This is a genomic window from Parageobacillus thermoglucosidasius (genome assembly GCF_001295365.1).
Classification (GTDB): Bacteria; Bacillota; Bacilli; order Bacillales; family Anoxybacillaceae; genus Parageobacillus; species Parageobacillus thermoglucosidasius.
In genome coordinates this window covers 2,069,532-2,083,870 of sequence record NZ_CP012712.1, presented here as the reverse complement: position 1 = coordinate 2,083,870, position 14,339 = coordinate 2,069,532, and the positions used below count along the sequence as shown (strand labels likewise).

The window sequence follows — 14,339 nt, the reverse complement described above, 5'->3', positions numbered from 1 at the left end:
AAAAAACTGGCCCTCCTTCATACAGAGTGCGTCATCGATGACAGCTGCGACAGATTTTTCCCAGTCCCCCCTCTATATGCCATCATGATTTCAGCCAAAATACTGAGGGCGATTTCTTCTGGTGTTTTGGCACCGATATCCAATCCAATCGGACTGTAGATGCGGCGGACATTTTTACTGTCTATAAGGGTGTTGCTTGTCGCAATCAACCTATCTGTTCTTTTTCGCGGCCCTAATAGTCCGATGTAAGCTGCATCGGAATTTACAATCGATTCTAAAATTTCCCTATCATGCAGAAAGTTGTGTGTCATTATAACAACATATGAATTTTCATGAAGCGAAACGTTTGGCACACTTCCGGCAGAATATACATGGATGAAATCAGCTTCCGGAAAATTCCGTTCATTGCAATGAGATGGGCGATAATCGAGCACAGTAACTAGCCAATTCAAATTTTTCGCCATTTTCACAAGCGGAATGGCATCAGAGCCTGCGCCAAAAACGATAAGATGAGGCGGTGGACTCGTTGATTCATAATACACATACAAATCTTGCTCCCCACCTAAATACACCATTTCATTTTTCAAATTCTTTTTTCTCATCAGATAATCAACGGCAATCTCATAAACAGAGATAGGCAGGTCATTATTGTCAAAAGCATCATCAATCATCCACATTTTCCCTTGCAGCGATTCATCCTTCGCTTTCACAATAGTGACAGTGTGCAACGTTTTTTGGAGGGAATCTGAAAAATACTGATCAATCACAGCAGCCTTTTCAGGTTGTTTATCAGGAAGATATGGTTGTAAAAAAATATTCATTTTTCCGTTGCAACCAACACCAAGTCCCCAAACAATGTCATCGTCTCCGTAAAAATCGTAATGGATGACTGTCGGTTTTCCAGTTTCAAGAACTTTCATGGCGTGTTCAATAATATCCGACTCAACACATCCGCCACTTAAAAGCCCGGTAAGCTTCCGGTCTTCAGAAATAAAACATTTTGCTCCCGCTTTTTGATAAGTAGAACCTTCTGTCGAAATGATCGTTCCAAGCACACCTGAAAGCCCTTCCTTTTTACAACGCTCCAATTCTTTATTTATCGCTATCACGACTTTACCCCCTTTTCTTGAAAATAGAATTGGTCCCGGTATTCACTCGGCGTTTTTCCCACCATTTTTTTGAAAGTGGTCGCAAAGTAGCCAGGGTTAGAAAACCCCGTATGATGTGCGACGATTTCAATCGGCAGGCTGGAAAATCGAAGTAAACTTTTCGCTTTTTGCACTCTGACAAACGTCAAATATTCGACAAACGTCATACCGACTTCTTCTTTAAATAACCGGCTGAAATAAGATGGGCTTAAATATACTTGGTCCGCCACCTCTTTTAACGTAAGAGGGTATCCGTAGTTCATCTGAATAAACTGAATAGCACTTTCAATCGGATTTTTTAAATCTGAAGAAAATGTACTTTTCCCATTGATAGTTTGATTAATTTCTCGGCTAAGTCCTTTAGGCAAAATCCGCTCCAGCGTTTCATATAATTCGTTTTTAGAAAGCGGTTTCAACAAATATGCTGAAAAACCTGAATTAATGGCTTTGTGCACAAACTCAAACATTTTCAACTGTGTCACAACAATAACAGGCAAATCCGAATACAATTGCAACGCTGATCTTCCAAGTTTAATTCCATCCATATCTGGTAATGTGATATCCAAAATTAACACGTTCGGGCGATTTTGTTTCAGAAGGATCATTCCTCTTTGCGCTGTATTTGCTTCGTAAATGGTCAGAAAGCGAAATTTACTTTCCTCGATGAATGTTCTAATTTCCTTTCTTGCACATTTGTCATCATCCACAATTAATATTTCAGCCAATTGTTACCCTCCTTGGTTATTATGATAGAGAATAATATTTTTTAATTGTTTTAAAATTTCATTTTTTTACTTTAAATTTTTTATCTTTAGAATTTTCTTATAAAAGAGCTGGCATTCGAGACAACAAATGCTGGCTAATCAGATTCCTGTATGATTCGATTTTGCTGTACCAATCTGCTCCAGATGCTCATTAGAATAACGGCCTCTCTGTTTGTCTAAAAATATAGCGGATTGACATTTCCGCTTTTCCTTTTCCGAACGAATTAGATTCTGTAAGTCACTGCTTTGATTCCTTTTTCCTAACCTGCTGTCCTTTAGCTGGCTATTTTTTATACAACAGGATTAAAAATACTGCTCCAGATTTCAAACATTTTAAATAATCATCCACGGTAAAAACCAAGCAGATTTTATGTATCTCAAACTATGCAGCAATTAAAATCAATGAGAAATTCCGTCCCTTCCAGAAGTGTGCAGCAAAGTAGAGAAATACAATGTTTATTCATACATCAAATCTACACTTTTGCTTTGGAGTTTCTTCTTCAACTACATTTTTCGCTCCATGAACAAGTAAATTCATCCCTTCAATTGTTGCCGTGTGAACAATATGCGATTTGGAAGTTGTATTCACAAAATTATCCATCATATTACCAAAAAAAAAAAAGAAAGCAATCCGAAATTGGATTACTTTCTTATTCCAAAACTCCTATGATTAAGAAACCGATGTCTCTTCTCCCACAAATTAAATAGCATATTACAATAACATTTTATATGGCTTTTCCAAATAATTTTTAATGGCAGTAAGAAATTGGCTGGCCGGAGCGCCGTCAATCACTTGGTGATCAAATGTCAAACTTAACGGCAAAATTTTTCTTTTCTGGATGTTATCTCCTATGAAGACTGGAGTATCTGCGGCTGTTCCTACTCCGAGGATTCCTACCTCCGGCGGATTTAACACTGGCGTAAAAAATTCCACACCATATGCGCCGAGACTTGTTATCGTAAAAGTGGAGCCTTTCATTTCCTCGCTGCTTAATTTTCCTTCCCTTGCCCGCGCGCTCAATTCCTTTATTTTTTTCGAAATTTCTTTTAAAGAAAGTTTCTCGGCATAAGGGATGACCGGAACGGCCAGACCGTTCGCCAACGCGACAGCAATGCCTAAATGCACGGAATCATACGTATGGATATGCCCGTTTTGATAAAGGCTGTTCATTTGTTTATGAGTGCTTAATGCTAAAACCGTTGCCCGGGCGATAAAATCGGTAATCGTAAGCTTCACATCAGGTTCGTCTTGTAGTTCTTCCCTTAGTTTTCCTTGTAATTCAAACAGCTCTGTCACATCTGCTTTCATATGAATCGTTAGCTGTGCCGTTTGCTGCAGGCTTGCAAACATTCTTGTCGCGATTACTTTCCGCATGCCGGTTATCGGTTTTACTGTAACGCCTTGTTGTTCCGTTGTGATCTGGTTTGTTTCCGAGCTGGTTATCTGATTTGTTTCCGCGACCGTTTGCTTCTCGCGCACTGGTTGCAAGGATGCTTGTTTTTGTTGAATGGCCTTTTCCACATCGGCTCTTGTTATTCGCCCTTTTGGTCCAGTGCCTTTAATATTGCTTACGTCGATCCCAGCCTCGCGGGCTAGTTTTCTCGCGGCAGGAGAAACGCGCAACATATGCCTTGACGTTATGTTTGGTTCAATGGTTCCAACGGATGCAGCCACTTCTTGCATTGCTTGTTTTGCTGTTTCTTGTGGCGTTTCATTGGACTGAATGTTTAGTTTTTCCCCTTCTTGGCCAATGTAGCCAATTACTTTCCCTACTTCCGCTGTTTCATCTTGCTCGACAAGGATCTCTAATAACACCCCGTCTTGCGGTGCTTCGATATCTGTCTCAATCTTATCGGAGCTTATGACAACGAGCGATTCCCCTTTTTTTACCTTATCTCCTTTTTTCTTGAGCCACTCTACTACCGTTCCTTCTTTCATACTCATTCCTAACTTTGGCATGAAGATTTCCACTGCCATTTCCTATCTCTCCCTTTTTTCGATTGATGCAAGGAATGCGTGCTGCTAATAAGCCGCGGCAAAATTGCTTTTTAGCAGCACGCTTGAATGGATTAAACTGCTACAATCGTCTCATCCCCTATTATTTCAGCTACTGCCTGAAGCACTTTTTCTGGAGTTGGTAAATAAAGATCTTCTAATGTTGGTGAAAATGGAACAGGACAATGCGGAGCAGTGATCATCTTAATCGGAGCATCTAAATAATCAAATCCTTTATCTGCGACAAGCGCAGAAATATCTGTCGCTACACTGCATCTCGGATTTGCTTCATCAATCACAATTAACCGGCCTGTCTTCGCTACAGAAGATAAAATCGTTTCTTCATCCAACGGGGACAATGTTCTTGGATCAATGACCTCTGTTTCAATTCCGCGCGCTTTTAACATATCCGCTGCTTTCAAAGCCGTATGCACTTGTTTTCCGATCGCCACAATGGTCAAATCATTTCCTTCTCTTTTAATATCTGCTTTTCCAAACGGAATCGTATAAAATCCTTCTTCCACTTCTCCTTTTATGTTATACAGTGTTTTATCTTCAAAAAAGATGACCGGATCATCATCAAAAATGGAAGTGAGTAACAGCCCTTTTGCATCGGACGGGGTAGAAGGAACAACGACTTTCAAACCTGGTATATGGGTGAAAATCGCGTATAGGCTTTGTGAATGCTGCGCGGCCGCGCGAAATCCGGCACCATGCATCGTCCGTATAGTTAAAGGCACTTTCGCTTTTCCGCCAAACATATAGCGAAGTTTAGCTGCTTGGTTCATAACTTCATCTAAACAGCTGCCGATAAAATCGTTAAACATCAATTCGGCAATCGGCCTTAATCCCGTCGCCGCTGCGGTAACCGCTGCCCCAATATATCCAGCTTCCGCAATTGGTGTATCTAATACTCTTTCTCTGCCAAATTCTTGGACGAGGCCTTTGGTGACGCCCATTACACCTCCCCAAGCTTCCTCATCTTGCAAATGATCGACAGTTGCACCGCCAGCTACATCTTCGCCCAACAAAATAACATTTTCATCTTTGCGCATCGCGAGCTTCATCGCTTCATTAATTGCTGCTGAAAAAGAAATGGTTCTTGTCATAGTTGATTATTCCCTCCTAACTTTGACAATTAGTAAGATACATAAACATCTTTTAAAAGATCTTCTTCTGCCGGGAACGGACTTTTTTCTGCAAAATCTACCGCTTTCTCAATCGCTTCCGTTACATTCTGCTCTATTTCCAATAGTTCTTGTTCTGATAACAACTGATTGGAAAGAATATAGTTGCGGAATCTTACAATGGCATCTAACTCTTTTAAATGTTTTTCTTTTTCTTCCGCTGATTTATACGTTTGGGCATCTCCTTCAAAATGCCCATAATTCCGGTATGTCTTGCATTCGATTAAAGTTGGTCCTTCGCCGTTGCGCGCACGCGCTATCGCTCTTTCCGCCGCCTCGTATACGGCAATTACGTCTTTTCCGTCAACAATTTCGCCTGGAATATTATAAGCAGCTGCCCGGTCGGCAATGTTTTTGCAACTGGATGCATATTCGAAAGGAGTTGCTTCAGCATAACCGTTGTTTTCCGCGACAAAAACGACTGGCAATTTCCAAATTGCCGCAAGATTAATGCCTTCGTGGAATGTTCCGTGGTTATTCGCGCCATCGCCAAAGAAACAAACAGCAATAGCACCCGTTTTCTTCAATTTCGCTGTCAAACCAGCCCCAACAGCAAGAGGAAAGCCGCCGCCGACTATTCCGTTGGCGCCAAGCATTCCCTTTTCCACATCAGCAATATGCATGGATCCCCCTTTTCCTTTGCACAATCCTGTTGCTTTTCCATAAATCTCTGCCATCATCCCGTTCAGGTCGCATCCTTTAGCGATACAGTGGCCGTGGCCGCGATGCGTACTCGTAATATAGTCATTTTCATGCAAATGAGCGCAAACCCCTACCGCTACTGCTTCCTCGCCGGCATATAAATGGACAAATCCAGGCAAAATTCCTCTGCTGAAGATTTCATGAACTTTGTCCTCAAACTGACGAATTTCCTGCATTTTCTGATACATCCATTTTGCTTTTTCTTTCGTCAGGCTCTTCGATTCCCGTTTTGTCACTGTCATGCTTTCCTTTTCCTCCTTTACAACTGCTCATAATGATCATGAAACCTTTTCACTTTCAAACTATGCAAATAATATGCCAACAAAAAAACGCTTACAAACCCTTTTTTGTAAGTGATTTCAATAAAATAAATTCGGAATAATCCCATTTTTTCTCATTCTTTCTCATTTTGTCTCATATCAAATGATATTTTTTTAATTTTCGGTAAAATGTACTGCGGGGAATATTCAACTCTGCTGCTGCCCTTGCAATATCCCCTTTTGTTTTTTCCAGCATCTCCATCATATGATTTTTTTCAATCTGTTCCCGATAGGATAAAGTTTTTTGCTCTGACTTTCTGTGTTCTCCTTGATTTTCCCATCCAATGAACATCGATTTAAGCTCTGGAATCGAAGGAATATGATCGCCATATTCAATCCGAATCCGCTCCAACACGTTAAATAATTCGCGAATATTTCCTGGCCAATGGTACGTCATAAACAGTTGGATCACTTCATTAGAAAAAGAAACAGGCCAATTGTTTTTCTGACAATAATACTGGATCAAAAACGGTATATCCTCTTTTCGTTCTCTTAACGCCGGAACTTTGATCGGATATACATAAATACGGTAAAATAAATCTTCCCTTAGTTTTCCTTCTCTTACTAATTGATATAAATCGCAGTGCGTCGCTGTGATTACTCTTATGTCAACAGGAATTGGTTTTATTCCGCCGATAGGAACGACTTCCCTTTCCTGCAAAACTCTTAAAAGCGCTATTTGCATTTCCGGAGGAATTTCGCCAATTTCATCGAGAAAAATGGTGCCGCCGTTTGCCTGGACAAATTTTCCTTTATGTCCTGTACGTTTTGCTCCTGTAAATGCTCCTTCTTCATAGCCAAACAATTCACTGCCAATTAATTCCTTTGGTATTGCACCACAATTTATCGCCACAAACGGCCTGTTTTTCCGTCTGCTGTTTTGATGGATCGCGCGGGCAATTAATTCTTTCCCTGTTCCCGTTTCTCCGGTTATGTGAACAGTGGCATCTGTTTTTGCTACTTTTTCACAACTCTTTATAACATTTGCAAATGCAGCACTTTTGCCTATCACTCCCGCAAAATGAAAAGTCGTTGAAATAAAGTTGAAATCATGATTTTCTGTCTTCTGAAGCATAACCCGGTAACCAATCATATCATGATGGACCGAAGAATAAATCGGAGTTTTTGACTTGATCACCCAATGATCGCCGCAAACATTTTCCAATGATTGATCAAGCATGTTGGAAAAGGAAGTGCGTAAACAACGGCTAACCCATACAATATTTCCTTTATTATTGCATATAACGACGGGGGAATCGGGATTTTTCATATTACAAGCATGTTTCAGCAGCTCTAATTCATCTTCTTTCGCTTGCATATGGAACTGTTGTTCGATGGTATATGCTGCAGCAACAACAGTGGCTAAAACATGGTCATGAAACGGATAGTGATTGACGGGGTATGAAACGTCGATGATTCCGGCAAGTTCTCTATTTTCATCATAAATAGGGGCTGCGGAACAACACCATTGATGGGAGGCAACGGAATAATGGTCTAATCCTGCAATTGTAATAGGCTCGCGAATTCTTAAAGACGTGCCAATCGCATTTGTGCCGACTTCGTCTTCTGTCCATTTTACTCCTTCGACAAATTTTATCGCCTCAGCCATTTCCATTGCCTGTTGATTTCCTTTTGCATATAAAACATAACCTTCTGGATCAATAAGTAGAAGAATAGATTTCGTTTCTTGAAAATATTTTTGCAGCTTTTCTAAAATCGGCATGGCAATATGAAGCAATCGCTGATTCCGTTTTTTTCTTTCCGCAAGCAATGGAGCCGCTAAAATAATCTTTCCCTTTCCGTCAAACGGGTTCACGTTATTCTGGCGGCAGAGATACCATGATTCCGCGATCCTTTTATTCATTCTTGCCTGGTCCAATATGCCTTCACGCACAAAGCGCTGCCAAACTTCTCTCCTAGATGGATCAACGATATCCATATATCCATCCCCCCAACAACTTAATCGCCTCAGATAATATTAACATTCGCTTTTTCTATAAAAAATTCCTCTTGAAAACGAATGGTTTTCAAGAGGAATTCGTCATTACGGCAAATTCGTCGTGCCCATCAAGAAGCGGTCGACTTCTCTTGCCGCTTCCCGTCCTTCATGGATCGCCCAGACGATTAAGCTTTGGCCTCTGCGGGCGTCTCCGGCTGCAAATACTCCTTCGACGTTTGTCGTATATTTGCCGTACGGCGCTTTGACTTTGTTGTTGACCGTTTCAACGCCGAATTGCTGCAAAATCGACTGTTCCGGTCCTTCAAAGCCGATCGCGATAAAGACTAAATCGCATGGCCAAACTTGTTCCGTGCCCGGAATTTCTTTAAATATCGCTTTTCCGTTTTCGTCGACGATTTTTTCCATTTGGATCGTATGCAGCTCTTTGACACGCCCGTATTCGTCGCCGACGATTTTTTTCGTCTGAATGCAATATTGCCGCGGATCGGCGCCAAATTTTGCCTTCGCTTCTTCATAGGCGTAATCAAGCGTGAATACAAGCGGATATTGCGGCCACGGATTGTTTTCCGACCGTTCTTTCGGCAAGGCCGGGTGTTTGCCGAACTGCACGACGCTTTTGCATCCTTGCCGCAACGCAGTCGCGACACAGTCCGCTCCTGTATCGCCGCCGCCGATCACAATGACGTGTTTGTCTTTCGCGTCAATGAAGTTGCCGTCGGCAAAATTCGAGTCAAGCAAGCTTTTCGTTACGCCTGTTAAATAATCCATCGCAAAATGAACGCCCTCAAGCTCTCTTCCTTCAATCACAAGATCACGGTGCTTCTGCGCGCCGATGCATAATACGACGGCGTCATATTGGGAGCGCAGCTCTTCGGCGGTGATGTCTTTTCCGACTTCCGTATTGGTGACAAACGTAATCCCCTCTTGTTCCAAAAGCCGCACTCTCCGCTCAACAACTTCTTTTTCCAGTTTCATATTTGGAATGCCATACATTAATAACCCGCCAATGCGGTCAGCCCGTTCGTATACCGTCACCGAATGGCCCGCTTGGTTAAGCTGGTCGGCGCAGGCGAGGCCGGCAGGGCCGGACCCGACAACCGCCACTTTTTTTCCTGTTCGTTTTTGCGGAATCCGCGGCTGAATCCATCCTTCGGCAAATCCTTTATCAATAATCGCCCGCTCGATGCCTTTGATGGCGACAGCCGGGTCGGAAATCGCTACCGTACAGGAGCCTTCGCATGGCGCCGGGCAAACCCGTCCGGTAAATTCCGGGAAATTGTTCGTTTTCAACAGCCGCTCAAGCGCTTCTTTCCATCGGCCCCGGTAGACTAAATCGTTCCATTCCGGAATTAAATTATGAATCGGGCAGCCCGATGTTAAACCGTTTAGCTCCAATCCCATATGGCAAAACGGAGTCCCGCAGTCCATGCAGCGGGCGCCTTGTCTTGCCAGGACTCCATCCGAAAACGGAAACGCATATTCTTTCCAATCCTCCAGGCGAGAAAGCGGGTCACGTTTTGTTTCTTCTTCGCGCGTATATTCCATAAATCCAGTGATTTTCCCCATTGTCTCACCCTCCTTTTCGCGAAAAAATGAACGAGGAAGCGATCGCCTATTTAGCGACCGCTTGTAATACCATTGATTCGTTTACCGCGGCTTTTTTTCGTTTCGCCACTGCTTCAAAGGCGGCCATCATCGCCTCATCTTGAGAAAGCCCGGATTGTTCCATCAATTTGATCGTTTCGATCATCAGTTTATAGTTTCTCGGAATTACTTTCACAAATTTCCCGATATACTCATCCCAGTGCGCCAATATATGAGCAGCTTTTCCGCTTCCGGTATATTGATAATGTCTTTCAATCATTTGCCGCACTTCGTTTATCTCATCTTCCTCTTCGAGGCGTTCAAACAGCACTAATTCTTTATTCGCCGTTCTTTGCCATTTGTTTTCATCGTCAGCCAGCACATAAGCGATTCCTCCGGACATTCCGGCCGCGAAGTTTTTCCCGACGGAACCGAGAATCACGACACGCCCACCTGTCATATACTCACAGCCGTGGTCGCCGACGCCTTCAACCACCGCATTCACACCGCTGTTCCGCACGCAGAACCGCTCGCCGGCGCGCCCGCGGATATATGCTTCTCCTTCCGTCGCTCCATAGAAAGCGACATTGCCGATAATGACGTTATCCGCAGAAGCGAACGACGCTTCTTCTGGCGGACGGACGATCACTTTTCCGCCGGAAAGCCCTTTGCCGATATAATCGTTCGCATCGCCGACAAGCGTCATCGTCATTCCTTTTGGCACGAAAGCGGCAAAGCTTTGTCCGGCAGAACCTGTGAAATGGAGACGGATCGTATCTTCCGGAAGCCCTTCTTCGCCGTACCGTTTCGATATTTCGCTTCCTGTAATCGTTCCGACGGCGCGATGGACATTTCGAATCGGAAGATGAAGCTCGACTTTCTCTTTCCGCTCTAACGCAGGCGCTGCCGCTGGCAAAATTTCGTTGTAATCCAGCGTTTGTTCGATTTTATGCTGCTGCGGGCGGGCAAACGTCCGTGGGCCATCCGCTTGGTAAAGCAAACGCGATAAGTCCAAATGTTTCGCTTTCCAGTGTTTTTTCGCGCGCTCGCTCACTTTTAAGACATCGACTCTTCCGACCATTTCGTCTATCGTGCGGAAGCCGAGACGCGCCATAATTTCCCGCACTTCTTGGGCGACAAAATACATGAAGTTGATCACGTGCTCCGGTTTTCCCATAAACTTTTTGCGAAGTTCCGGGTTTTGCGTCGCCACGCCAACCGGACATGTATCAAGGTGGCATGCCCGCATCATCACACAGCCTAAAACGACAAGCGGTGCTGTGGCAAACCCGAATTCTTCAGCGCCAAACAGCGCGGCCATCACGACATCGCGGCCTGTCATTAATTTTCCATCTGTTTCAAGCACGACGCGGTCACGCAAGCCGTTTAACATTAACGTTTGGTGCGTTTCCGCAAGGCCAAGCTCCCACGGAAGCCCGGCATGCTTAATGCTCGTTTTCGGCGATGCCCCTGTTCCACCTTCATAGCCGCTGATGACAATGACATCGGCGTTTCCTTTCGCAACACCAGCCGCAATCGTGCCGACGCCTGCTTTCGAAACAAGCTTCACGCTGATGCGCGCGTCCCGATTGGCGTTTTTCAAATCGTAAATAAGCTGCGCCAAGTCTTCAATCGAATAAATATCATGGTGCGGAGGAGGGGAAATCAATTCCACTCCCGGCGTAGATCCGCGCACTTTTCCAATCCACGGATAGACTTTATTGGCAGGCAGCTGCCCGCCTTCGCCTGGTTTTGCCCCTTGGGCCATTTTGATTTGCAATTCATCGGCGTTGACTAAATAATGGCTTTTAACGCCAAAACGGCCAGAAGCGATCTGTTTAATCGCGCTTCTGCGCAAATCACCGTTGTCATCCGGCACGTAACGGCTCGGATCTTCTCCACCCTCGCCGCTGTTGCTTTTTCCGCCGATGCGGTTCATCGCAATCGCCAACGCTTCATGCGCTTCTTTGCTCAATGAACCGTAGGACATCGCTCCTGTTTTAAAGCGGCGCACAATCGATTCAACCGGCTCGACTTCCTCAATCGGAACCGGAGCCCTCGTTTCATCAAAATCAAACAAATTTCGCAAAAACGTCATGCGTTCTTCATTTGCCAGTTTTGAATATTCTTTATAAAGCTGATAATCGTTTTTCCGGCACGCCCATTGAAGTAAGTGGATCGTTTTCGGATTGAACGCGTGATGCTCCCCGTTCCACCGCCATTGCAGCTCGCTGCCAGGATCTAACGTATCGTCTTTGTATGTCGTTAGGAATGCAGCTGCATGGCGCATTTTCGCTTCTTTGGCGATTTCAGCCAAGCCGATGCCGCCGATTTGCGATGCCGTGCCTGTGAAATATTGTTCAATCACTTCTTCGCCGATGCCGACCGCTTCGAAAATTTGCGCGCCGCGGTAGCTTTGCACCGTCGAAATTCCCATTTTCGACATCACTTTGACGACGCCATCGGTAACGACCTTTTTATATTTGTTCACCGCTTCGCGATAAGAAAGCGAAAGAACCCCGCTTTCCGTCGCATTGCGAATGGTCTCGAGCGCTAAGTACGGATTCACCGCATCCGCGCCATATCCGATTAAAGCAGCAAAATGATGCACTTCCCGCGCTTCGCCGCACTCGACAATAATGCTTACATTTGTGCGCGTTCCTTTTCGAACAAGATGTTGATGAAGCGCGCTTGTAGCCAGCAGCGCCGGAATGGCGACATGCTGTTCGTCAACGCCTCGGTCAGACAACACAAGAAGCACCGCGCCGTTTTCCATCGCCTTTTCCGCTTTTTCAAACATTTCGTCAAGCGCTTTTTGCAAATCGTCAGTAAATAATGCCGGAATCGTCACACATTTAAACTCAGGATACGGATTTGCCTTCAACGCAGCGAGCTCTTCGTTGGAAAGAATCGGCGTATCTAAGCGAATGCGGCGGGCGGCCGATGCATCCGGATGAAGAATATTTCCTTCTTTGCCGAGAAGCGTCATCGTCGATGTCACAATATATTCGCGAATCGCGTCAATCGGCGGGTTGGTAACTTGCGCAAACAGCTGTTTAAAATAGTTAAACAAGCTTTGCGGGCGGTCTGACAACACCGCGAGCGGCGCGTCATTGCCCATCGCTCCGGTCGGGTCTTTTCCTTCCTTCACCATTGCGACGATCGTTTTTTCCACATCTTCATACGTATAACCGAACGCTTTTTGCAATGTGACAAGGTTTTCGACAGGCTCCGTATCTTCCGGAATATCGAGCTCGTCGAGCGTTATCATTTGTTCGTTCAGCCATTTACGGTACGGCTTTTCTTTGGCGATTTCTTGTTTAATTTCCTCATCGGAAATGATCCGGCCTTGTTCTAAGTCGACTAAAAGCATTTTCCCTGGGCTTAACCGGTCCTTATATAGCACGTTGTTCGGATCGACATCAATGACGCCGACTTCCGACGAGAAAATAATATAGTCGTCTTTCGTCACATAATAGCGGGCCGGCCGCAGCCCGTTGCGGTCCAAAATCGCGCCAATCTGTTTTCCGTCCGTAAACGAAATCGCCGTCGGGCCGTCCCACGGCTCCATTAAACAGCTGTGGTATTCGTAGAACGCTTTTTTGTCGTCGTCCATTTCGTTGTCCCAGAACCATGGTTCCGGAATGAGCATCATCGCCGCATGCGCCAATTTTTTCCCGGCTAAGACAAAAAATTCAAACGCGTTATCTAAAATGGATGAGTCACTGCCGTTCATATCTAAAATCGGCGTAATTTTCCGCAAATCCTCACCGAAAAGTTCGGATGCGAACTGCTTTTCCCGCGCCATCATCCAGTTGACGTTTCCTCTCAGCGTGTTGATTTCGCCGTTATGAATTAAATAACGGTTTGGATGCGCTCTTTCCCAGCTTGGGAACGTGTTCGTGCTAAAGCGCGAATGCACAAGAGCAAACGCTGATTGAAACCGTTCATCCTGCAAATCGACGTAAAATTCGTCCAATTGCTCAGGCGTCAGCAATCCTTTATATACGATCGTCCGGCTGGAGAGGCTGGCGAAGTAACATTCATTATTTTGAACAAGTTTTTCCGCCTGCTTGCGAATGACATACAGCTTCCGCTCAAACGCAAGCTCATCTTGAATATCGTCGCTCGCTCCGATAAACACTTGGCGGATGAACGGTTTGCTTTGCTTTGCGAGTTTTCCGAGTTTTTCGATATTTACAGGCACAGTCCGCCACCCTAACAGCGTCTGCCCCTCTTTTTCAATAATTTTATTAAACTCTGTTTCATAATACGTCCGTCTTTCCTCATCTTCCGGCAAAAACACCATGCCTACGCCGTAGCGCCCTTTTGGCGGAAGCTTCAATTTTCCGCACGCCACTTTAAAATATTCGTGCGGGATTTGTACCATAATTCCCGCGCCATCGCCTGTTTGCGGGTCGCTTCCTTGCCCGCCGCGGTGTTCAAGCTGGCGGAGCATATGAAGGCCTTTTTTTATAATATCGTGGGACGGCTTTCCTTTTAAATGGGCATAAAAGCCGATGCCGCACGCGTCATGCTCAAATTCAGGACGGTAAAGCCCTTGCGCTTTCGGCAGTCCATAATGTTTCATTTTGCTTCCCTCCCGTTCCATTTAACTCCGTACATATAATTGTAATTTTCAAAAATAATATAAACAATATATAATTTAGATTAAATT

The 14,339-nt window shown here is 44.6% G+C and carries 8 protein-coding genes; all 8 read right to left on the bottom strand.

Annotated elements, in window-relative coordinates; genetic code table 11:
• Window positions 1–17 precede the first annotated feature (17 nt).
• A complete protein-coding gene (locus AOT13_RS10305) occupies window positions 18–1,109 on the bottom strand; it encodes an XdhC family protein (RefSeq protein WP_042385060.1) in 1,092 nt (363 codons plus the stop codon).
• The gene (locus AOT13_RS10300; protein ID WP_013401139.1) at window positions 1,106–1,873 is read right to left on the bottom strand and encodes a response regulator transcription factor; all 768 of its coding nucleotides are present in this window, start codon (window positions 1,871–1,873) and stop codon (window positions 1,106–1,108) included. The genes AOT13_RS10305 and AOT13_RS10300 overlap by 4 nt, the downstream gene beginning before the upstream one ends.
• Window positions 1,874–2,624: 751 nt before the next feature.
• Window positions 2,625–3,890, bottom strand: coding sequence for a dihydrolipoamide acetyltransferase family protein (locus AOT13_RS10295; protein WP_042385058.1), 1,266 nt, complete (start codon window positions 3,888–3,890; stop codon window positions 2,625–2,627).
• Between the two features lie 92 nt (window positions 3,891–3,982).
• On the bottom strand, window positions 3,983–5,017 hold the full coding sequence (locus AOT13_RS10290) for an alpha-ketoacid dehydrogenase subunit beta (RefSeq protein WP_003251358.1): 1,035 nt from the start codon (window positions 5,015–5,017) through the stop codon (window positions 3,983–3,985).
• A gap of 29 nt (window positions 5,018–5,046) precedes the next feature.
• Window positions 5,047–6,039, bottom strand: a complete 993-nt coding sequence (locus AOT13_RS10285; RefSeq protein WP_042385055.1) for a thiamine pyrophosphate-dependent dehydrogenase E1 component subunit alpha — start codon at window positions 6,037–6,039, stop codon at window positions 5,047–5,049.
• Between the two features lie 172 nt (window positions 6,040–6,211).
• On the bottom strand, window positions 6,212–8,056 hold the full coding sequence (locus tag AOT13_RS10280) for a sigma-54-dependent Fis family transcriptional regulator (protein WP_042385053.1): 1,845 nt from the start codon (window positions 8,054–8,056) through the stop codon (window positions 6,212–6,214).
• Window positions 8,057–8,161: 105 nt separating this feature from the next.
• Complete coding sequence (locus AOT13_RS10275) at window positions 8,162–9,643, bottom strand: glutamate synthase subunit beta (RefSeq protein ID WP_042385050.1); 1,482 nt, start codon at window positions 9,641–9,643, stop codon at window positions 8,162–8,164.
• Window positions 9,644–9,689: 46 nt separating this feature from the next.
• Window positions 9,690–14,252 (bottom strand): glutamate synthase large subunit, encoded by a 4,563-nt coding sequence (gltB, locus tag AOT13_RS10270; protein WP_042385047.1) that lies wholly within the window; start codon window positions 14,250–14,252, stop codon window positions 9,690–9,692.
• Between the last annotated feature and the right edge of the window lie 87 nt (window positions 14,253–14,339).

Bases quoted from the DNA above. Each gene is read 5' to 3' on its own strand.
- AOT13_RS10295 (WP_042385058.1), bottom strand. From the start codon at position 3,890: ATGGCAGTGGAAATCTTCATGCCAAAGTTAGGAATGAGTATGAAAGAA.
- AOT13_RS10290 (WP_003251358.1), bottom strand. From the start codon at position 5,017: ATGACAAGAACCATTTCTTTTTCAGCAGCAATTAATGAAGCGATGAAG.
- AOT13_RS10285 (WP_042385055.1), bottom strand. From the start codon at position 6,039: ATGACAGTGACAAAACGGGAATCGAAGAGCCTGACGAAAGAAAAAGCA.
- AOT13_RS10280 (WP_042385053.1), bottom strand. From the start codon at position 8,056: ATGGATATCGTTGATCCATCTAGGAGAGAAGTTTGGCAGCGCTTTGTG.
- AOT13_RS10275 (WP_042385050.1), bottom strand. From the start codon at position 9,643: ATGGGGAAAATCACTGGATTTATGGAATATACGCGCGAAGAAGAAACA.
- gltB (WP_042385047.1), bottom strand. From the start codon at position 14,252: ATGAAACATTATGGACTGCCGAAAGCGCAAGGGCTTTACCGTCCTGAA.